This is a genomic window from Microcoleus sp. PH2017_09_SFU_O_A, from assembly GCF_020738625.1.
In the GTDB taxonomy this organism is placed as follows: domain Bacteria; phylum Cyanobacteriota; class Cyanobacteriia; order Cyanobacteriales; family Microcoleaceae; genus Microcoleus.
In genome coordinates this window covers 25,812-43,962 of sequence record NZ_JAEQCF010000035.1, presented here as the reverse complement: position 1 = coordinate 43,962, position 18,151 = coordinate 25,812, and the positions used below count along the sequence as shown (strand labels likewise).

22 protein-coding genes and 2 pseudogenes are annotated in these 18,151 nt (G+C 44.8%); 15 read left to right on the top strand and 9 right to left on the bottom strand.

Annotated features, from left to right (window positions below; all coding sequences use genetic code 11):
* The first annotated feature begins 84 nt into the window (after positions 1-84).
* From JGK16_RS14725 to JGK16_RS14710, 4 genes are all read left to right on the top strand, one after another.
* Positions 85-1,683, top strand: coding sequence for a PQQ-binding-like beta-propeller repeat protein (locus tag JGK16_RS14725; RefSeq protein WP_293191073.1), 1,599 nt, complete (start codon positions 85-87; stop codon positions 1,681-1,683).
* Between the two features lie 37 nt (positions 1,684-1,720).
* On the top strand, positions 1,721-2,020 hold the full coding sequence (locus tag JGK16_RS14720) for a hypothetical protein (protein ID WP_293203209.1): 300 nt from the start codon (positions 1,721-1,723) through the stop codon (positions 2,018-2,020).
* A complete protein-coding gene (locus JGK16_RS14715) occupies positions 2,007-2,504 on the top strand; it encodes a 2TM domain-containing protein (protein WP_293180923.1) in 498 nt (165 codons plus the stop codon). Before JGK16_RS14720 ends, JGK16_RS14715 begins: the two co-directional genes overlap by 14 nt.
* 289 nt (positions 2,505-2,793) lie before the next feature.
* On the top strand, positions 2,794-3,168 hold the full coding sequence (locus JGK16_RS14710) for a hypothetical protein (protein ID WP_293180920.1): 375 nt from the start codon (positions 2,794-2,796) through the stop codon (positions 3,166-3,168).
* An 84-nt stretch (positions 3,169-3,252) separates the two neighbouring features.
* On the opposite strand, the gene JGK16_RS14705 is transcribed toward JGK16_RS14710, so the two are convergent.
* Positions 3,253-3,519 carry a hypothetical protein gene (locus tag JGK16_RS14705; protein WP_293180917.1) on the bottom strand — a complete coding sequence of 89 codons (267 nt, stop codon included), beginning with the start codon at positions 3,517-3,519 and terminating at the stop codon, positions 3,253-3,255.
* A gap of 254 nt (positions 3,520-3,773) precedes the next feature.
* On the opposite strand from JGK16_RS14705, the gene JGK16_RS14700 reads away from it, so the two are divergent.
* From JGK16_RS14700 to JGK16_RS14690, 3 genes are all read left to right on the top strand, one after another.
* Positions 3,774-4,997 carry a hypothetical protein gene (locus JGK16_RS14700; protein ID WP_293191094.1) on the top strand — a complete coding sequence of 408 codons (1,224 nt, stop codon included), beginning with the start codon at positions 3,774-3,776 and terminating at the stop codon, positions 4,995-4,997.
* Between the two features lie 10 nt (positions 4,998-5,007).
* Positions 5,008-5,241, top strand: coding sequence for a hypothetical protein (locus JGK16_RS14695; RefSeq protein ID WP_293180911.1), 234 nt, complete (start codon positions 5,008-5,010; stop codon positions 5,239-5,241).
* A 147-nt stretch (positions 5,242-5,388) separates the two neighbouring features.
* Positions 5,389-6,024, top strand: coding sequence for a restriction endonuclease subunit R (locus JGK16_RS14690; RefSeq protein WP_293180908.1), 636 nt, complete (start codon positions 5,389-5,391; stop codon positions 6,022-6,024).
* 150 nt (positions 6,025-6,174) lie between these two features.
* On the opposite strand, the gene JGK16_RS14685 is transcribed toward JGK16_RS14690, so the two are convergent.
* The 3 genes from JGK16_RS14685 to JGK16_RS14675 form a co-directional block, all read right to left on the bottom strand.
* Positions 6,175-6,510, bottom strand: a complete 336-nt coding sequence (locus JGK16_RS14685) for a ribulose bisphosphate carboxylase small subunit (protein WP_293154020.1) — start codon at positions 6,508-6,510, stop codon at positions 6,175-6,177.
* 46 nt (positions 6,511-6,556) lie between these two features.
* Entirely contained in the window at positions 6,557-6,970 is a 414-nt protein-coding gene (locus JGK16_RS14680) for a chaperonin family protein RbcX (protein WP_293154023.1), read from the bottom strand.
* Between the two features lie 135 nt (positions 6,971-7,105).
* Positions 7,106-8,536, bottom strand: a complete 1,431-nt coding sequence (locus JGK16_RS14675) for a form I ribulose bisphosphate carboxylase large subunit (protein ID WP_293154026.1) — start codon at positions 8,534-8,536, stop codon at positions 7,106-7,108.
* 541 nt (positions 8,537-9,077) lie between these two features.
* Here JGK16_RS14675 and JGK16_RS14670 point away from each other — a divergent pair.
* Complete coding sequence (locus tag JGK16_RS14670; RefSeq protein ID WP_293191096.1) at positions 9,078-10,838, top strand: serine/threonine-protein kinase; 1,761 nt, start codon at positions 9,078-9,080, stop codon at positions 10,836-10,838.
* 375 nt (positions 10,839-11,213) lie between these two features.
* Here the strand turns inward: JGK16_RS14670 and JGK16_RS14665 are convergent, their stop codons facing one another.
* A complete protein-coding gene (locus JGK16_RS14665; protein ID WP_293180902.1) occupies positions 11,214-11,954 on the bottom strand; it encodes a hypothetical protein in 741 nt (246 codons plus the stop codon).
* 242 nt (positions 11,955-12,196) lie between these two features.
* Here JGK16_RS14665 and JGK16_RS14660 point away from each other — a divergent pair, with 242 nt between their 5' ends.
* The 6 genes from JGK16_RS14660 to JGK16_RS14635 all read left to right on the top strand — a co-directional run bounded on the left by JGK16_RS14660 (position 12,197) and on the right by JGK16_RS14635 (position 16,392).
* Entirely contained in the window at positions 12,197-12,694 is a 498-nt protein-coding gene (locus JGK16_RS14660; RefSeq protein ID WP_293180899.1) for a GNAT family N-acetyltransferase, read from the top strand.
* Positions 12,695-12,714: 20 nt separating this feature from the next.
* Positions 12,715-13,923, top strand: a complete 1,209-nt coding sequence (gene cbiE, locus JGK16_RS14655) for a precorrin-6y C5,15-methyltransferase (decarboxylating) subunit CbiE (RefSeq protein WP_293180896.1) — start codon at positions 12,715-12,717, stop codon at positions 13,921-13,923.
* A gap of 170 nt (positions 13,924-14,093) precedes the next feature.
* Positions 14,094-14,438 (top strand): hypothetical protein, encoded by a 345-nt coding sequence (locus JGK16_RS14650; RefSeq protein ID WP_293180893.1) that lies wholly within the window; start codon positions 14,094-14,096, stop codon positions 14,436-14,438.
* A gap of 4 nt (positions 14,439-14,442) precedes the next feature.
* Positions 14,443-14,832 carry a hypothetical protein gene (locus tag JGK16_RS14645; protein WP_293191098.1) on the top strand — a complete coding sequence of 130 codons (390 nt, stop codon included), beginning with the start codon at positions 14,443-14,445 and terminating at the stop codon, positions 14,830-14,832.
* A 21-nt stretch (positions 14,833-14,853) separates the two neighbouring features.
* Positions 14,854-15,882 (top strand): nucleotidyl transferase AbiEii/AbiGii toxin family protein, encoded by a 1,029-nt coding sequence (locus JGK16_RS14640; RefSeq protein WP_293191100.1) that lies wholly within the window; start codon positions 14,854-14,856, stop codon positions 15,880-15,882.
* Positions 15,883-16,005: 123 nt separating this feature from the next.
* Positions 16,006-16,392 carry a DUF433 domain-containing protein gene (locus JGK16_RS14635; protein WP_293191103.1) on the top strand — a complete coding sequence of 129 codons (387 nt, stop codon included), beginning with the start codon at positions 16,006-16,008 and terminating at the stop codon, positions 16,390-16,392.
* A gap of 48 nt (positions 16,393-16,440) precedes the next feature.
* Here JGK16_RS14635 and JGK16_RS14630 read toward each other — a convergent pair whose 3' ends face one another.
* The 3 genes and pseudogenes from JGK16_RS14630 to JGK16_RS14620 all read right to left on the bottom strand — a co-directional run bounded on the left by JGK16_RS14630 (position 16,441) and on the right by JGK16_RS14620 (position 17,375).
* Positions 16,441-16,794 (bottom strand): XisI protein, encoded by a 354-nt coding sequence (locus JGK16_RS14630; protein WP_293180884.1) that lies wholly within the window; start codon positions 16,792-16,794, stop codon positions 16,441-16,443.
* Positions 16,769-17,151: pseudogene (locus JGK16_RS14625) on the bottom strand (type II toxin-antitoxin system VapC family toxin). The gene JGK16_RS14630 and the pseudogene JGK16_RS14625 overlap by 26 nt, the downstream one beginning before the upstream one ends.
* The gene (locus tag JGK16_RS14620) at positions 17,151-17,375 is read right to left on the bottom strand and encodes a DUF2281 domain-containing protein (protein WP_293180881.1); all 225 of its coding nucleotides are present in this window, start codon (positions 17,373-17,375) and stop codon (positions 17,151-17,153) included. The pseudogene JGK16_RS14625 and the gene JGK16_RS14620 overlap by 1 nt, the downstream one beginning before the upstream one ends.
* A gap of 161 nt (positions 17,376-17,536) precedes the next feature.
* On the opposite strand from JGK16_RS14620, the gene JGK16_RS14615 reads away from it, so the two are divergent.
* Positions 17,537-17,770 (top strand): hypothetical protein, encoded by a 234-nt coding sequence (locus JGK16_RS14615; RefSeq protein ID WP_293203206.1) that lies wholly within the window; start codon positions 17,537-17,539, stop codon positions 17,768-17,770.
* Between the two features lie 215 nt (positions 17,771-17,985).
* Here the strand turns inward: JGK16_RS14615 and JGK16_RS14610 are convergent.
* Positions 17,986-18,134 (bottom strand): annotated as a pseudogene (locus tag JGK16_RS14610) (transposase); the annotation flags it as partial.
* Positions 18,135-18,151 lie beyond the last annotated feature (17 nt).

Below are 18,151 nucleotides of genomic sequence, written 5' to 3'. Positions count from 1 at the left end.
ATTTAGCAGTTTAGCGTGAGATGTTTTAGTTAAGTTTTGGCGACAATCATGTTTTAATATTATTACTGATTATCTCGATATAAAATGAGTTTATCATCTCGTCGAAATTTCAATCAACGGCTAGGACATTTTTTGTTGAGTGTTGTAGTTCCTCCTGTCATTCTCAAACAGTGCCAATCCGAACCATCTGAAAAAGCAGAACCATCTAACAAGCCTCTATTAAAAAGCAATAGTGACTCCAAAAAACAGGCAAAAAAATTAGTTCAAGAAGTAGAATTATTCGTACCGACTTTTTTGGGAAATGACCAGCGCAGGTTTTACGGTAGAGGTGTCCCCAAAGGCTTGAAGTTAATCAAGAAATTTGAGCTAGGAAGCGGCCGGACTTTTTTGGGAAGGCAATCTCAAGTTTGGAGTGGTGCCGGTTGGACTGGACAGCCAACAATTATCAGAGATCGGGATAAAACTTATTTAATTATAGGTGCTTTTGACCACTATTTGCACAAAATAGACATGGCGACAAATAAAGAAGTTTGGCGCTATGAATTTGATGATATAATTAAAGGAAGTTCAACAATTTATATCGACAAAACAGCCAACGCCGAAAACAGAATTGTGATTTTGCAAGGCAGCCGCAGTGGCGGTGGTGGCAAAAATCTTGTCCCGAGTTTTAGGGCAATATCTTTTAGAACCGGTAAGGAACTGTGGAAGTTGGACATCCGGAGAACGCCCAGCTACAGTCAGGATAACGATAGCAGTGCTTTGTATCTGGGCGATGGCCTGTTGTTCAATGCGGGGGAAAATGCGATCGGCTATTTTCTCAATAGTTCTGCCAGCAAAGCTAAAGTTAAACAAGGAATTAAGCAACCGCAGATCTTGTCGGAAGTACAGCTTTATGCGCCAGGAGATATCAGCAAGCACGGCGGTAACTTGGTAGCAGAATCATCACCTTCTCGGCTCAAAGATAGACTGTTTATAGCTGCGGGTTCTGGACATATTTATGGGATAAGTATTAAAACAAAAAAGATAGTATGGGATTTCTATACTGGTTCAGATATTGATGGAAGTGCTGTAATATCTAAATCGGGTAAACTGTTTTGTGCGATCGAAAAACAATACATTGCAGGTAACGGCGGAGTCCTCAAACTAAATCCGAACAAAGAACCGAATGCCAGCGTCGAATGGTTTTTGCCAACCGGAAATCGCCGACTTTCAGGCTGGGAAGGCGGAATAATCGGTTCGGTGGCGTTGAATGATGAGTACAATCCTGGGGGATTTCCAGCGCTATTTGCCACAAATGCGATCGATGGCAATTTGTACATCGGTTCCCAAGATACGATTACAGGTAAAAAGAATGCTGTACCTTGGCGAAATCAGTCTTACGATACTCCGGTAATCGTGTTTAAAAAGGAGATTGGTTCTTCGATTTCTACTCCGATATTTACTGATGGCAATAAACTAATTAGTGCGGGATATAATGGTGTTTATTTGTTTGAGTTGAAGTGGGAACGAGCGAAGTCGGGGGATAAGAATGCTTTGAAAAATGCTAAGGGCGAGTTTTACCGTTTGAAGGTAAAAGAATCGGGTAGATTTAAGCCGGGTTTATCGTTTGAGGCGACACCTGTTGTTTGGGATGGGCTTGTGAGGATTTGCGCCCGGGATGGCTGGATGTATACTTTGGGTTAGAATTGATATTTTCCACAATACAGCAGCAACAGGCAAGATGCCTGTTCCACAATACAGCAGCAACAGGCAAGAGCAGCAACAGGCAAGATGCCTGTTCCACAATACAGCAGCAACAGGCAAGATGCCTGTTCCACAATACAGCAGCAACAGGCAAGATGCCTGTTCCACAACTAATCAATTATCTTGTGGAATGGGCATCTTGCCCGTTCGATCGACTTTCGGCAGTTTCCGGGTGTTGAAATCCGCCAATGGCACCACCTACCGTTTAACAGCGCTTGTCTCTATCATAGAAAGGATATCAGGAATTATAGGAAACTTATTATATGGCGACCAATGACAGTCAAATAAATCAAATTTACGGTGCTGAGGATGCCCAAGGTATTTTACAGCTTGCGATCGCACGGCGACAAGATGACGGCGAACTTTCCCGAGTGCAGCTTTTCGAGATTGGGGCGGAATTAGGCATTTCCGAACAGGATATCGTGGCGGCGGAACAGCAATGGTTAGCCACTAGAGGTGAATTTCAGGAAAAGCTGGTTTTTAACTCTTACCGTCGCGGCAAATTGCGAAAAAACTTGACAAAATACGGCATTGTCAATACTTTTTTAGTTTTGTTTAATCTAGCAGGATCCCACGAGCTTTCTTGGTCACTCTTCATTTTACTAACCTGGGGATTGGGATTGTCGCTGAATGCTTGGAATGTTTATCAAACTGAAGGGGAAGATTACGAACAAGCTTTTGGGCGGTGGCGTTTGAAGAAACAGGTGGGAGAGTCTATCGGCACTGCGACGGATAAGTTTATGAAGTGGTTGCAGTCTTGATATTCAGTCACTCTTTTGTCAATGACATATTTATCAGCTAAAGTCTGCGATTAATTCACAAACTTCGCAATTACAGAGGAAACTAATCAATTTTAACATCAGGCTTCATCGCCCTGACTTCTGCTTTTAGATGAGGATTTAACCTCCAGGCGGGCTATTGCGAAGTGGCAACAATTAATTGCAAATGTAATTAAGTTCGATCGCGCAATCCCAACCTCAACCAAAAAATGCTATAATACCAACTTTAACTGCTAAACATATCCGCGAGCCGAAAACACAAGAAAATCTTATGGTGATTATTACCTCACAAGAAATTGCCCAATTTCGATCGCAATTAGCGGAATATCCCGCAGCCCTCAAAGCCCTAGACGAAATCGAAGATTGTGAAGGCAACATCGAAGATGCAGCTATTTCTCTAGCAATTCAAGCTGGACAAGAACCGAATATCTCTGAAAACTGGTTGGATGGATTGGCAAAAAGATGCCGCGTTGCTATTTGCAAATCTGAGGTAAAAGAAGAGTTGATAAACGGACAATTGAATGCTGCTTTTAGAGATTTAGTTGCTGCCAAAACTTGCCCGCAGATTTTGGTAACATCGGTGATTATTTATGTATTTAAAACTGGGGTAAATGATTTTTGCGAGCCTCTTGAATATCAGTTGTAAAGGTATCGATGGAGTTAAGATTCCCCGATTTCCCAAAACATGATACAACGAGGCGATTGCCTAGGGGATAGCTACGCTTATCTATCACTGTGCGCGGCTGTAGCTAGCGGGTACGACATCCGGTGACAAACCCAAAGATTTCCCCAGCAAGCGAGCAAGTTGCACTAAAAAATTAGCAGTATCTTCGTCACCTTCCCGGGCCATTGAAGCTGATATCTGGATTAGCATCTGCACAAATCCCGCATCTATTAAATCGGAACAGGAACTTAAAACCTCTGGTTCTTGACCGTTGGGACAGGTAAGCACTCGCTCGATCAAGTTCAAATAAGCCTCTTGACGTTCTGGATTCATTTTGGGGGGAAATGTACAGTAAATAATTTATTATTACGTTTAACTCGGTTCTGTCAATCAGGCGATCGCACAAGCGATCCCCGTCTTTCCTCTAGAAACTCCATTCAGTCAGGAATAGACAGAAGCTTAAAGAAAATCTTAAGTTTTTTGATGCTACTTTAGTGGAGATCTCGGCGCTGATGCCGCACCCTACAATTTAAGGGTAAGGTGCTGATGGCGCACCCTACAATTTAAGGGAATTAGGAATATCAAACATGAAAATAGGAATATTTTTAGGAAATCTCGGAAATCCCGCCATCTACTATCCGACACTAGGCAAAATTACTGGCGGAGTCACTGCTAGCATTTTTCTGTGCCAATTGTTGCAATGGCAAACACAACAGTCTAACTCGGGCGAATGGGTGAAAACTAACAGCAGCGAAATTGAAAAAGCTACTGGTTTAAATCGCGAAGAACAGGAATTAGCGATACGGCTGCTGAAAGTGCGATCGCTCCTGAAAGCAAAATCCACAAATCCCAACACCGACACTCTCGAACTCTGGGCGGATATTGACGCCTTCGAGGAAAAATTTAATAACTTGTTGACACCTACTTCCGGCGATAGCATAACACAAACAAGCCGCGAAAACAACAATCTTCCTCTAGAAATATTTGCCGAAACTTACACCCCAGAGCGTGCGGTTAAAACTGACAAGTTTTTCGGGCAACCGCGGCAGCAAATAGCGGTTGCAGTCAATCCAAATTATCGATTTAGCGGGCCTTGGAATTCCCAAGAAGAACTGCATAACTTTCAGCGAGCTTTAGAAGAATATGCCAGACAGCATAACTTATGGTTTGGCAATCCTTCGGGATGGGCTTTTAAAATTATTGATAGCATGACAAAGGGCTTAACTTCGACTTTTTGGGACGAGTTTATCGCGGGAATTCCTTTAGGAGAAAGTCAGAAAGTTAAGCGGGAGTGGGAAATTGAGCCGGAAGTGCCTTATCCGGCGTTTGAGGAGGAGCGAATTCAGTATTACGTGCACAAGGGCGAACCGCTGGAAGCAGCGGTATCTAAAGCTCGTGCTGATTTGAGAAACCCGGTTTTGGGGAAGGATTTGTGGGAGGGTTTTTTGCGAAAGTGCGATCGCCTTGCGGATGATGCGCTCAAAGCCAAAAACCAAGGGGTAGAAACCGCATATTTACCGTCTTCCTTCAACGAAAGACCGCAAATTACCAAAGAAAGTGTGATGAATAAATTAGGGGCGATCGCGCCGCAATTTGCCCTTAATCCATCCACATCTGAACCAATTCCTGAACCGCCAAAAATCGAACAACAACAGCCACCAACTACAGACGAAATCCCGAGTATTTCGTTTTTGCAAAAAGCTTACCAAACTTCTCTCGGTCGAAGTATAGTTGAAAAACAAATTGCTGCTAATCCAGAATGGGGCTATGAAATTTTTGACGGTGAAATTGTAGAATCTATCCCTTTTTAATGAGGCTAAAATGAAACGAATTAGCGATATCAATCCGCTGGGAAGTGAGCGCCCAAATCCTTCTAATCCAGAAAGAGAAAAGCTGCGTCAGGAAAGATTGCAGCGCGAGAAAAATTCAGGTTTTCAGCAGTTAATAGAGCTTTGTATTTTGGGCGAATACGACATGGCTAAACAACTTGCAGCCAGAAATTCTAGCTGGGGTTATGAAATAGTTGATGGAGTTGTAGTGGAGCAGATAGATTAGGTTCGTAGTGAGGACTTTAGTCCTTTCAAGTTCGTAGTGAGGACTTTAGTCCTTTCAGCCTCGGTTTTAAGGACTGAAGTCCTTACTACAAACCTAGTTTTGTGCATATGTTATAATTACAATAGAGACTTAATTTGTTTGAAGATTATGACAGTTATTAATGCCAAAAACTTAACATTAGGAGAAGTCCACCGTCTTTTCGGCTTACAAAAGCACTACAACAGCTCATTTACCTCGCTGTTATCCCTTGAAGATATAACAGAACACGAACAGCAGGAACTTATACAAATCCGGGATGACTTCGATGACTACATCTCTACCGATCGCGTTTCTGAAGGATTGGTACAAGCTCTGACTACTTTTCCCTTAATGCGATTAGCTGGCTTCTACCGCCCACCTATTAAAATTAGTCTAGAACAAGACATTGCCGAAATTAGCATTGAAGATGAAGACATAATCATTAAAGGGCGGTTTGATATTTTGGCAGTCAATAAATTAAAATCATTAAGAAGTGAAACATCTTTTTGGGTTTTAGTGATTGAAACTAAAAATTCAGGAATCAACGCATTTATGGGTTTATCCCAATTGCTTACCTATGCTTATCAAAATTTAAAATATCAAGACGCAATCTGGGGTTTGACAACCAATGGAATGGAATATCAGTTTGTCAATATCCGTCGTGGAAATCCGCCCACCTATCAGTTAATGCCTTTGCTAAATCTGATGGAACCAGAATCTTCAGTTGTGTTGCTGCAAGTGTTCAAAGCTATTTGCAAGCTCTAACAATCCAATCTTGAAACGGCGGAAGCAGCTTTTATATGTACAGAGGCGGTTTCAACCGCCGAGTCTTCTGCACAAAAAAATGAGGCGGGGAGAATTCCCACGCCTCAATTTTTAGCTAGCTTTTTCTCTACAAAATAGAGTTGTTAAAGCTTAGTAGCCTCTGGTGTTAGGCTTGTGCACGATGAAGCTCAGCACTTGGCACTGCTTCACGTTGTCAAAACCCATGACGCGGATGTAGCAGGTGGGGTTTTCAGAGCGGCAAGCTTGAACTTCAGTCATGATTTCTTGGACGCTGCGAGCACCAAACAAAGGCAACTTCCACAATGTCCAGTAGCGCATTTCAGCGGCAGAGGTTTCGTTGAATTCTACGCCGGGAATATAGCCTTGATCCAAGATGTATTGCAGTTGCTTGGCAATTTGGGCGTCTGTCAGCGGGGGCAAATATGACAGAGTTTCGTAACGACGCTCTTTAGGTAAAGTCTTCATTTTTTGTATCTCTAAGGTGTGTGTTCGATTCGCCAAGTGCGATCGATTAACTCGACAAATTATCCAGATTCGGTTCAGAATCTATTGAGGATGTTTCAGGATTGCTGCTAGCCACAGACCAATTAAGCTGCGTAATTCGCTCCAAATGCTGGCGTCTGTGTTCCATATTCGCCTGTTGAATGCCAGTACAAACCATTTCTGGCAAAAATTCCGTCACATCGTGCGCCAGATATTCTCGCACCGTCATGATCCGAAATCCTAAATCTTGATTTTCCCTCAGCAGTTCCTCAATGTAAGCTTCTCCATCTTGGATTTTGCCCTTGGTGGAAAAGTCATTCAGCCAGATTGCCAGAGGAGGATTGGTTTCGCTCAACTGAGCTACAACAATCCGCACGGATTGATAGGTTAGGTAACTTGCCAGCACCTTAGCGGTGTCTTTCGCAACTTGTTTGAGATCCATTTGACCCCAGCTCCCTCAAATTTTAGGTTTTGAATTTTAGATTTTGGATGCAAACTTACTTGTAAATCTTCTTCAAAGATAAAGACTTAACAGCAAGTTTGCGACCTAAAACTTAAAATCTCTAACCAAAAATCATCAAACGGTATCCATTGCCTCGAACTCAAACTTGATTTCTTTCCAGAGTTCGCAAGCAACAGCCAATTCAGGGCTCCATTTGCAAGCTTCGCGAATGATGTCTCCGCCTTCGCGCATCAAGTTGCGGCCTTCGTTACGAGCTTGAACGCAAGCTTCCAATGCAACGCGGTTAGCTGCTGCACCAGGTGCGTTACCCCAAGGGTGGCCCAAGGTGCCGCCGCCGAACTGCAAGCAGGAGTCGTCGCCGAAGATTTCAACCAAGGCTGGCATGTGCCAGATGTGGATACCACCGGAAGCAACTGGCATGACACCAGGCATGGAGGCCCAATCTTGGGTGAAGTAAATACCGCGGCTGCGGTCTTCTTCGATGTGGTCTTCGCGCATCAAGTCTACGAAGCCCATCGTGATGCCTTTTTCGCCTTCGAGTTTGCCCACAACTGTACCGGAGTGCAGGTGGTCGCCGCCGGACATCCGCAAGCACTTGGCAAGCACGCGGAAGTGGATACCGTGGTTTTTTTGACGATCGATCACAGCGTGCATAGCGCGGTGAATGTGCAACAGAATACCGTTGCGACGGCACCATTTGGCCAAGCTGGTGTTTGCAGTGAAACCACCGGTTAGGTAGTCGTGCATGATGATGGGGGTTTTGATTTCTTTGGCGAACTCAGCCCGTTCCATCATTTCTTCAAAGGTAGGGGCGGTTACGTTGAGGTAGTGACCCTTGACTTCGCCAGTTTCTGCTTGAGCTTTTTCAATAGCTTCTTGAACGAACAAGAAACGATCGCGCCAACGCATGAACGGTTGCGAGTTGATGTTTTCGTCGTCTTTGGTGAAGTCCAAACCGCCGCGTAGAACTTCGTAAACGGCGCGGCCGTAGTTCTTAGCAGACAGACCCAATTTGGGCTTAATTGTACAACCCAGCAAAGGACGGCCGTACTTGTTCAATTTGTCGCGCTCAACGGTAATACCGTGAGGAGGGCCTTGGAATGTTTTCAGGTAAGCAATGGGAATCCGCAAGTCTTCTAACCGCAGAGCACGCAGAGCTTTGAAACCGAAAACGTTACCAACCAAAGAGGTCAGCAAGTTGGTGACGGAACCTTCTTCAAACAAATCCAAAGGATAAGCGATGAAGCAGATGTATTGGTTGTCTTCACCGGGAACTGGCTCGATGTCGTAGCAACGACCTTTGTAGCGATCGAGGTCGGTCAGGAGGTCAGTCCACACAGTTGTCCATGTACCGGTGGAAGATTCAGCGGCCACAGCAGCTCCAGCTTCTTCTGGGGGAACTCCGGGCTGAGGTGTGACGCGGAATGCTGCCAAAATATCTGTATCTTTCGGCGTGTAGTCCGGTGTGTAATACGTTAGTTTATAGTCTTGAACTCCGGCTTTATACCCAGCCTTTGATTGAGTTTGGGTTTGCGCGTAAGCCATATCTCGCTTCCTAGTATTCGCTTAATTTTTTGGGCCTGATGGCCGGCTCTTAGAAATATATCAATAAAGTGGCGCGTTGAAATTTTAATATTCTTTTAATCATCATAAGTATTGTTTATTTAGCTTTACATTAGGAAATTTTATGTAACATATCTTATCAAACAAAAGTGGCGAAGGATGCAGGGCTAAGGGTTGGGGATCGATGAGATTTTAGATTTTAAATTTTAGATTTTAGATTGGAGAAGGAGAAAAAATTAGTCATAAATACTTAAATTATGGTGGAGATCGATTAAATTTTAGATATTAAATTTTGGGTTGGGGGTAGGAAAAAATTAGTTATAAATACTTACAGAACTCCAAAGGTACGTTGTTGGGCTTCAGCCCTCTTCTAATATATGTAAAGAGGGCTGAAGCCCAACAACGTACCTAAAAGTCGGCAGCATAGCACATAATATGGACAGGACTTGTGCGGCAAACCGGGTTTCTGCGTTAGCTGCACGTAAGTCTACTATGGATATCTAGCCCCATCTTTACTCTGGTTGTGCCTCACCCCCCTTCACAAGCCGTCCACTGCATCAATCCAGATTGCCCAAGGCCTTACCCTCAGACTTGGGGCAACAATTTTTGTCAGAGTTGCGGGACTCCGCTGCGGCTAAAAAATCGCTACATACCTCTACAAGGGCTCGGTACCGGGGGTTTTGCAGCTATCTACACAGTTTGGGACGCAGAAACTCAAACCGAGCGCGTCCTCAAATTGTTGCTCGAAACTTCTCCGAAAGCGCTAAAACTGTTCGAGCAGGAAGCTTGGGTTTTGGCAATTTTGCGGCACCCCGGCGTTCCAAGAGTCGAGCCGGACGGTTATTTTCACGTCCAAACCCAAAATTTGGGAGGCGGGGATGGAAATGCCACAGGGAGGCGCTTACCTTGTTTGGTAATGGAAAAGATTCACGGCAAAACTTTAGAAGAAATTCTTGAAGATCACCCTCAGGGATGTCCGCAGGAATGGGTGTTTAGCTGGCTGAGTCAAGCTGTGCAAATTTTAGAGGAGTTGCATCGGTGTCAGATTATTCACCGCGACATTAAACCCTCCAATTTGATGCTGCGAGACCCGGAGTCGCCCCAAGTGTTGCTGAGCAAGGGTTTGGGCGGTTTGCAATTGGTGACGATCGACTTTGGGGGAGTTAAACAAATGGGCGGTGTCGAACCAATGGGGAAAGATTCTGCTTCTTCGACGCGGTTGATTTCGCCTGGGTACAGCCCGCCGGAACAAATTGTTGGGGGCCAAGTTGTCCCGGCGACGGATTTTTATGCCCTCGGGCGGACTTGCATTCATTTGCTGACGGGGAAGTATCCGGCGGAAATTGAAGATCCGATGACGGGGGAGTTGCGCTGGCGCCACATTGTGTCTGTGAGTCCGGCTTTTGCGAATTTGTTGGATGATATGGTGCGATCGAATATACAGCAGCGTCCGGCTTCGGCTGCGGATGTTCGATCGCGTTTGCAAGATATTTATGCTAAGAGTAAGGGCAAAATTGCGTTAGCCCCAGTCAGTCAAGCTATTGTGGAATTTTGCCGGCAAGTGGTGGTGGCGACGGCGCAAAAAACGGCAAGTTTGACGGTTTTGGTGTTCGGCGCGATCGCCCAACTTGTAGTAGCTTCTCTGGATACGGGCTGGGAAATGGTGCTCGGTGGGGTTGGTGGATCCGCAGGGGCGATCGGCGGTTTGGTTTTGGCCTATGCTTCGCCTATTGGCCCGGAATTTGCGAGTTTTTTGAATGAAGGTTTGCACCAATTAATTCCTTATATGAGTTTTAATGTCGGCCCGGAAGTGCTCTTGTTTGCTTTTGCGGGCTGGGGCACTGCGATAGGTTTGACGGATGCGGGGAGTTTTCGCCAGCAAAAACAGTATTGGCTGTCGGGATTGATGGGTGCTCAGGGCTATTTGTTGGCGAGTTTGTGCTGGATGGAAGCGACTGCTTTTAGCGGCGTGCAGGGGATTATTTTGGGGGCATTTGCGATCGCCACTTTAACGATCGGCATGGGTTTGCGGAGTCACCAATTAGCGCACGCTTTGGTGGTGGCTGCTTGTTCGACGGGAATGTTTCTATTTTTGAATGCTTTGAGCATTTTTCCAGGGAGTTTTTTAGGAATTTTGGATCTTTCGTCTGGTTATCCCTTCGGCTGGTTGCAGATTGGGAGTTCAATTGCATTTTTTGGTTTGTTGGGAAGTGCGATCGGGTTTTGTTTGGGAGTCAGTCATTATTTGGTTGTGCCTTTGTTAAGGTGGTTGGGTTGGAAGTAGGAATTAACTAATTAAATATTCAACATTTCACCTCAAATTCAGATCCCCCTAAATCCCCCTTAGAAAGGGAAACTTTGAGAAGGCTCTTGTCCCCCCGACCTAAGCGGGGTTAGGGGGTTTCTCCGGGTTTTAAAACTCTTGTGGGGTAGGCTTCTAGCCCGCCCCAAAATCTACAATTTAGAGGCTAGACAGCTTATAATCTAATACCGTTTACTTAAGACCGCCCTGAGGGTAAAACCCTATGATAAATAGATACGGAGATTGCTTCGTTCCTCTCTTCGGACTATTCTAAGTAAACCGTATTGGTGTATAAGCAGCAACTGTCAAAATTATGCGGTCGCCTACATTCATAAAAAAGCAACAAAACTTGTTGTTTTATTTGATAGTTAATTGGGCTGATTTTATCCGATCGCCCATTTTACCCGTAATCGCAATCTTTCCGGGGCGCAGCGCCCGAAACGTGCCCGGTTGCGCGCCCATATGATGAAAGGTGCGATCGAGTAACGGCCGCGAATTCGGAGGCTTGGTTGGCGCACCAGGCCCCGGTTCCTGATAATCTGGAGTCCGCAGCCCGAAAGTTAATGGGGGTAGCAAATTGCCTTTTGAATCAGAGGCGATCATTTCAAAGGTAATGCGATCGCCCACGCGCACTGTCGCCACTTCTGGCTGAATCCGAACATCCCAATCTGGCGGATAAACAACACCCGACATCAAGAGTGTTTTTTGTCCTGTTTTTGCCAACACGGTAAACTTTCCCGGCGCAATTCCCGTCACAGTTCCATCTTGCGAAAGTTGGATAACTTTGGTATCTTGTGATGACCAAACTGCTGGTTTTACCAACAATGCGAAGTCTGATACTCCGCAATCTGAACCGCTGCCTTCCCCGATTTTTAGTTTAACGTTTTTACCTGCAATTAAAGGGTTAACGTCTTCAAATTTGTAAGCCAGACAAGGAGTTGTTTTAAAGATACCGAGAGTGGTTTTAAAGATGCCTGCCGTCACCACGATCGCATCCCACGCGGTACAACCAATTGCTACCAGTACCAGCGCAACTGAGGTTCCGTAGCCGACGGTGATTATTTTTTGTTTTCGATAAAACTGATGCCAGTCTCTCATTGTTCTTTCGATCGCACTTTCCTCAAAAGTTACTTGCCTCTAAGGGCGATCGATCTATTTCTGTATGCCAAAAACAAAATTGGCATAGGGTTCGATAAAATATATTAAAATTTCGATATTGTCTAGTGCGAGCTTCTAGATCGCACTGTATGGTTAATCGATCGGATATAATATCATGGTAGACTAGATATTTGGTGAATCAGGTTTTATAAGTTTGCGAACTGTTGACAAATAGAAGTCCAATGATACTTGAAACTGATAGATTGATTTTGACACCGATTGTAGAGAACGATCTCAACAAGCTGCACGCAATTTTTACCGATTCCTATGTCAGGAGATATTTGTGCGACGGTCAAATTTGGTCGCTAGATCCAGTGGAAGAAATGATCGAACAGAACGAACAACTGTTTGGAGAAAAGAAATTCGGCTTGTGGTTTATCGAGAGAAAGAACGATCGCGAAGTTATTGGATTTGTGGGGTTGTGGTATTTTTTTGAGGAACCGCAGCCGCAGTTGGTCTATGCGCTGTTGCCGAAAGCTATTAAAAAAGGCTACGCTACTGAAGCATCCACGAAAATATTAGAGTATGGTTTTGATGGACTTGGATTAGATTATCTGGTTGCAAGTTGCGATCGCCCAAACATTGAATCATGCAAATTAGCAGCCAGACTCGGGATGAGACAAGTAGAAGAAAGGATTGTCAATGAAAATCCCATATTATTCTTTAGAATCGATAAGTAGTAATTAGCAGTCAGGGCGCAATGCACAAATGGCTTTCGGTGGTGGGAATTGGCGAAGACGGACTTTCGGGATTGAGTTCGATCGCCCTTTCGTTACTCGATCGATCTAAAATCGTTGTCGGTGGCGCGCGTCACCTCGCAATGCTACCCACCGACGACACCCGCGAAAAATTAGTTTGGGCTTCACCACTACAAACCACAGTTGACAGCATCATCAGCCGTCGCCCAGAGGCTGTTTGCGTGCTCGCAAGTGGCGATCCGATGTGTCACGGGATTGGTGTCACGCTGTCGCGCCGGATTCCGATCGCCGAAATGACTGTGATTCCCGCAGCATCGGCTTTTAGTCTGGCTTGCGCCCGTTTGGGTTGGCCTCTGGCGGATGTTGAGACTTTCAGCTTAACAAATCGCCCGATCGCCTCGATCGCCCTTAGTTTCTCTCCCGGTGCGCGGTTGCTAGTCTTGAGTGCCGATCGACACACGCCTGAAAAAGTTGCCCAATTGTTGACACAGCGGGGGTTTGGCAGCAGTTTGATGACCGTGTTCGAGCGGATGGGATCGCAGGCGGAACGGCGGATCGAGGGAGTTGCAGCAGCTTGGAATGCGACGGATTTAGCCGATTTGAATGCGATCGCCATTGCAGTTACAGCCGATCGCGAAACTCTGATTGTTTCCCGCACCTCCGGCTTACCGGATGCAGCCTATCGCCACGATGGACAGTTGACAAAACGGGAGGTTAGAGCCGTTACGCTGTCGGCGTTAGCGCCGATTCCGGGGGAGTTGCTGTGGGATGTGGGCGCGGGCTGCGGTTCGATCGCGATTGAGTGGATGCGGAGTCATCGGAGTTGTCGGGCGATCGCGATCGAGCGCCATCCAACTAGACTGGAATATATTGCTGAAAATGCCTCTAATTTGGGTGTTCCCGAGCTCAAAATCGTCACCGGATCAGCACCGGATGCTTTGGCAAATTTGCCGCAACCAAATGCTATTTTCATCGGTGGCGGTGTCACCGCAGAGGCTTTGCTAGAAACTTGTTGGAATGCTTTAGGTGAAGGTGGCCGATTAGTTGTGAATGCGGTGACGATTGAAAGCGAACTTAAGATTTTGCAATGGCATTCTTTGCATGGTGGGGAACTGATTAGAATTGGGATTCAGCGGGTTGGTGCGATCGGTTCTTTTCAGGGTTGGAAACCGCTTGCACCGGTGACTCAGTGGGCGGTTGTTAAGAGGTAATATCAATTCTGATTGGATCGGATTGATTTAACCACAGAGTACGCAGAGAACACAGAGGAAGAGATCAGAGAGATGAATCATTCCGATGAAGAGCGGATTTAATCTAAAAGGCGATCGATCTTATTCCCAAAAAGCTATAATCAGTAATATCCTCTGGAATGAAAGTGAAAATGCCAGACGAATCATCTGTAGATCCTTATCTAGATCAACTGTTTGAAGACTATTCCAACACTGAAGTTATTGAACTACAGCAATATCTGTCTGAATGGGATAGAGGAACTTATCGAACTGTGGCCCAAAGTGTGTTAGACCATTCACAAAGAAAAGGATTCGATCCACTCAAATATCTGCGTAAGGCACACAATTTCAACACTAGAGGTGCTGTAAGAGTTCCTCGCACGGGATATCGGCAGGATGGAGCCGCTGTTTACAGAAAGGGAAATGAGTTTTTAATTGTTCGATCCGATCGGTATGGTGTTGAAAAAATCGTGACTTATGGCATCAATGAGGAATAGAAATATGACACAAGTTCAAAACAAGTTAGTAATGCAACAGGATATGATTGTGCAACTTTTGGCACAGTTGACGGTTGACTATCAAAACACTAAATCAGAGCGTAAAGAGATAGCCCAGATATATCTTGGTTCCGAGGAAGAGTTTTCGTTTCTGGAAGAGCTTGAGTTAGTGACAGTCAGTATTCGTGGTTATGCTAGTCAGATTGAGACTAGCGCAGGGGTTGAAATTCGCGAGGAAGCGATCGCAGACTTACATCACCTTCGGGTGTTCGATCGTTTTGCGATCGCTCAGTTTTATGATGAGACGCGATCGGGCTATCTTCAAATGCGGTCTTATATCCGAATGCTAGACTATTTGCGACTGCTGGTGTTGGAGTATTTGCAAATGGAATAGAGAAGGAGTTTTGCAAAGAAGATGAACGATAAAGAAATAGCAACCGTATTTAAAATCCCCGCAAAAATGCCATTTCTTCAGGCTATATGCTGGCAAATTGCTAATGTCAAAAATCTGAGTGTCCCGGAAATGCTATGTCGCTACGAATCTGGCTGGCATTATTGGGGAGTTTTGGGAGAACCCAACTCTGAGGAAATAATTTTTATTCAACAAATTAGCCAACATTATCAATCTTGGCTGGTAGCGGAACTCTTAAGCATTGGCCAGCCCCAAGAAACAGAAAAACTGGTAAATTTTAAACCCATGTTTAAACGTGAAATTCATCAAAAGATATTAACTGTACTCAGCCACTTGAATGTCGAGTTTTTACAGGAATGTCGCGCTTATTTTGGTGGCGGCACCCTGGTAAGTATGGAACATGGAGAATATCGGTTAAGCCAAGATATTGACTTTATGTGTCCGATGGATGGTGGCTACAGTCTCCTGCGCCGAAAAGTGGCAGAAGCTGGCTATGATGCGATTTTTGCTAATCGCAATCGCATTTTTCTCCCCAACGATATTCAATCAAACCAATACGGCATCAGATTTCCAGTTATTGTGGATGATACTACAATTAAATTCGAGATGGTTTGTGAAGGGCGAATTCAGTTTGGCGAACCAAATTATCCTAATTGGTCGCCTGTTCCTTGCTTGAATCAAATCGATATTATAGCAGAAAAACTGTTAGCAAATGCAGACAGATGGCCGAGCGATCGGGTAAACTCTAGAGATTTAATTGACTTGGCAATTCAAAGGTTAGCGAGTCCGATTCCCCAAGAGGCGATCGACAAAGCTGAAGCAGCTTATCAAGTTATGAAACCGCTAAATCGAGCGATTCAGTATTTCCAAGAGCGTCCAGATTATAGGGAAAAATGCTACGATATTTTAAGTATTGCAGAACCAGATCGAGTTATTGACGGTATCGATTTATTAGCTCAGGATTTAGGTAGGAAAATCACAGTCAGGACATTTTGCGAGACTATTTCTCCGTTTCCTGGATCTTTGTCGTAATATCATGTCCGGTCGATTACATAATAAAAAAGGTTCGTAATGAATCAAACAATAATGAACGCGGGCATCTTCTGTCCACTACGCTAAGATGAAGGCAGATTTACATTGTCTTATGAGGTCGTTATGACCAGTTTGCTATCGTCTACAAGTATTTCTCGCTATGTCACCCGCAATCTTGAAGTTTTGCAGGGGGAACCGATTATTGCAGGTACTCAATTGACTGTACGGGATATTGTGGTGTTTTGGAAATCAGGAATAAAGCCTGAAGAAATCCCACAGAAGTTACTGCAACTCGTGACGGGTGCTCAAGTTTTTGATGCGATTAGCTTTTATCTGGATAATCAGCCAGAAATAGACGATCGGATTGCTTGGTACGAGGCGCGTCCGATGTTGAATGTTTCGCCTCTTTTGAGATGCAATCCGTTGTTGAATGAAGTCACGGAATATGTTGCAGCCTATCGGCACGATCGAAATACCGATATCGATTTTCCTGAGTCTGAAACTCTATGACTCAATATATTCTCGATACCGACCATATCACACTGCTGCAACACTTTCCTATGCAACTCCAAACCCTGTATACTGTCGCGCATACGGAGGCTGAACTCCTAACACGATCTCTTCTTTGGCAATCCCCATTTCTACTAATTCATCAGCAAAACTTCGATCGGTTTGATTGCGCTGAATCCAAATTTTTCCATCTTTGATATCTAAGTGAATGAAGCAGTTATAAATACGGTCATGTTCATTCCATCCTAAATCGATAACCAAATAGCGATCGCGTTCTTTGTCAAAAACGAATTCTACTTCTATCTGACCATTAATCGGCGGGTCTTCACCCGATTCGAGCAGTAACTTTTCGATGCACTGGCGATAAAAATCTAGTTTATGTCCATAGTCTTTGAACAGCATAAGCATCAAACATTTCATCACGGCTGACTAAAACTAAAGAATGATTAATGGATTGGGCAATTAAAATGCGATCGAATGGATCGCGATGATGAAATGGTAGGTTGCGAACCCGTACAGTATCCGCAAATGAAATTGGCAGTAACAAGATGCCAGCAGCAGGTAACTGAGCTTCGCTGCATAGTCTGATTGCAGCGTCAGTTTACCAATGCTGATTTTGATGGCAATTTCCCAAAGACTGGCAATACTCAAATAGACTCTATCGGCGGATTCAATCTGCTCTTTCAATGCAACTGATAGGTTAGGAGCATTTTCTGAAAACCAAATAAAAGTGTGAGTATCGAGGAGCAATGTACTCATTACATATACTCCTGGAAATCCTCTAATGGTGCATCAAAATCATCAGAAAGCGGTAAGATAAATGTGCCTTTCATCATCCCGGCTTGACGTTTCTTTTGAGGAGGATTTACGGCCACCTCATTATTTGCATATTTTGCAGCTAAGAATTCTACATAGTGCAGCACTTCCTGTTTCAGGGAATCTGGCAATTTGACTAAGGTTTCTAGGATGGTGGTTTCTAGCATTAGATCGCCTCTTGCTGGATAAAATTATGATAACAATTGCCAAGCAAAACTTACCGATCGCTTCCAACTTCTGCGAGATGCCAGAATATCATCCCATTTTCCGCATGACTGAGCAAAATCCCCAAATCTTCGAGGCTTTCTAGACAGTCGAGAATCACTTTTTGTTTGCGATTTGCGCCTTTGAAATGGGCGGTGACTTGGGCGGCTGTCCATTCGCCGCTTTGAGTGCGGAACAAGTCGCGGATGGCCCAAAGTTGCTCTTTCAGGGTTTTGGGGAAAGGTTGTTGTTCCGTAGGGGCGATCGCGATTTCTGTTTCGGTTATGATACCTGCAAGGGATGGTTGGACGTAGGTTTCGCCTGGGGCTTGGTAGTCGGGACGCAGCCAGCGAATTAGTCCGTTGCGTTCTTCTTCGGCGCGTTGGGCGTTGAGGGTGACGAGGTTTTCGAGGATTTGGTCGTCGGTGAGGGTTGCTTCCCAATCATAGGCGGCAAAGACGGCGCGATCGAGTTCGTCGTGGATTTGTTTGAGGGTGGAGACTAGGGCTTTTTGATAGCGCTTCGCTTAACGGGTGGGGAATTGCCACTCTTTAAGTAAACGCGCAGCACAATTTAATTTGGTACTGATTGTTGTTCAACGTATTTTTTAGCTGTTCAATCGTAACGCCACCACAACTAGCTACAAAATACGAGCCAGTCCAGAACACAGGCTTATAGTAGAAATTGCTGAGATATTCCGAAAATTCTTTGCGGATTAACCGAAAACGATTTAGGATAA

Coding starts and splice junctions, on each gene's coding strand:
- JGK16_RS14725 (WP_293191073.1), top strand. CDS start 85: ATGAGTTTATCATCTCGTCGAAATTTCAATCAACGGCTAGGACATTTT.
- JGK16_RS14720 (WP_293203209.1), top strand. CDS start 1,721: ATGCCTGTTCCACAATACAGCAGCAACAGGCAAGAGCAGCAACAGGCA.
- JGK16_RS14715 (WP_293180923.1), top strand. CDS start 2,007: ATGGCGACCAATGACAGTCAAATAAATCAAATTTACGGTGCTGAGGAT.
- JGK16_RS14710 (WP_293180920.1), top strand. CDS start 2,794: ATGGTGATTATTACCTCACAAGAAATTGCCCAATTTCGATCGCAATTA.
- JGK16_RS14705 (WP_293180917.1), bottom strand. CDS start 3,519: ATGAATCCAGAACGTCAAGAGGCTTATTTGAACTTGATCGAGCGAGTG.
- JGK16_RS14700 (WP_293191094.1), top strand. CDS start 3,774: ATGAAAATAGGAATATTTTTAGGAAATCTCGGAAATCCCGCCATCTAC.
- JGK16_RS14695 (WP_293180911.1), top strand. CDS start 5,008: ATGAAACGAATTAGCGATATCAATCCGCTGGGAAGTGAGCGCCCAAAT.
- JGK16_RS14690 (WP_293180908.1), top strand. CDS start 5,389: ATGACAGTTATTAATGCCAAAAACTTAACATTAGGAGAAGTCCACCGT.
- JGK16_RS14685 (WP_293154020.1), bottom strand. CDS start 6,510: ATGAAGACTTTACCTAAAGAGCGTCGTTACGAAACTCTGTCATATTTG.
- JGK16_RS14680 (WP_293154023.1), bottom strand. CDS start 6,970: ATGGATCTCAAACAAGTTGCGAAAGACACCGCTAAGGTGCTGGCAAGT.
- JGK16_RS14675 (WP_293154026.1), bottom strand. CDS start 8,536: ATGGCTTACGCGCAAACCCAAACTCAATCAAAGGCTGGGTATAAAGCC.
- JGK16_RS14665 (WP_293180902.1), bottom strand. CDS start 11,954: ATGAGAGACTGGCATCAGTTTTATCGAAAACAAAAAATAATCACCGTC.
- JGK16_RS14660 (WP_293180899.1), top strand. CDS start 12,197: ATGATACTTGAAACTGATAGATTGATTTTGACACCGATTGTAGAGAAC.
- cbiE (WP_293180896.1), top strand. CDS start 12,715: ATGCACAAATGGCTTTCGGTGGTGGGAATTGGCGAAGACGGACTTTCG.
- JGK16_RS14650 (WP_293180893.1), top strand. CDS start 14,094: ATGCCAGACGAATCATCTGTAGATCCTTATCTAGATCAACTGTTTGAA.
- JGK16_RS14645 (WP_293191098.1), top strand. CDS start 14,443: ATGACACAAGTTCAAAACAAGTTAGTAATGCAACAGGATATGATTGTG.
- JGK16_RS14640 (WP_293191100.1), top strand. CDS start 14,854: ATGAACGATAAAGAAATAGCAACCGTATTTAAAATCCCCGCAAAAATG.
- JGK16_RS14635 (WP_293191103.1), top strand. CDS start 16,006: ATGACCAGTTTGCTATCGTCTACAAGTATTTCTCGCTATGTCACCCGC.
- JGK16_RS14630 (WP_293180884.1), bottom strand. CDS start 16,794: ATGCTGTTCAAAGACTATGGACATAAACTAGATTTTTATCGCCAGTGC.
- JGK16_RS14620 (WP_293180881.1), bottom strand. CDS start 17,375: ATGCTAGAAACCACCATCCTAGAAACCTTAGTCAAATTGCCAGATTCC.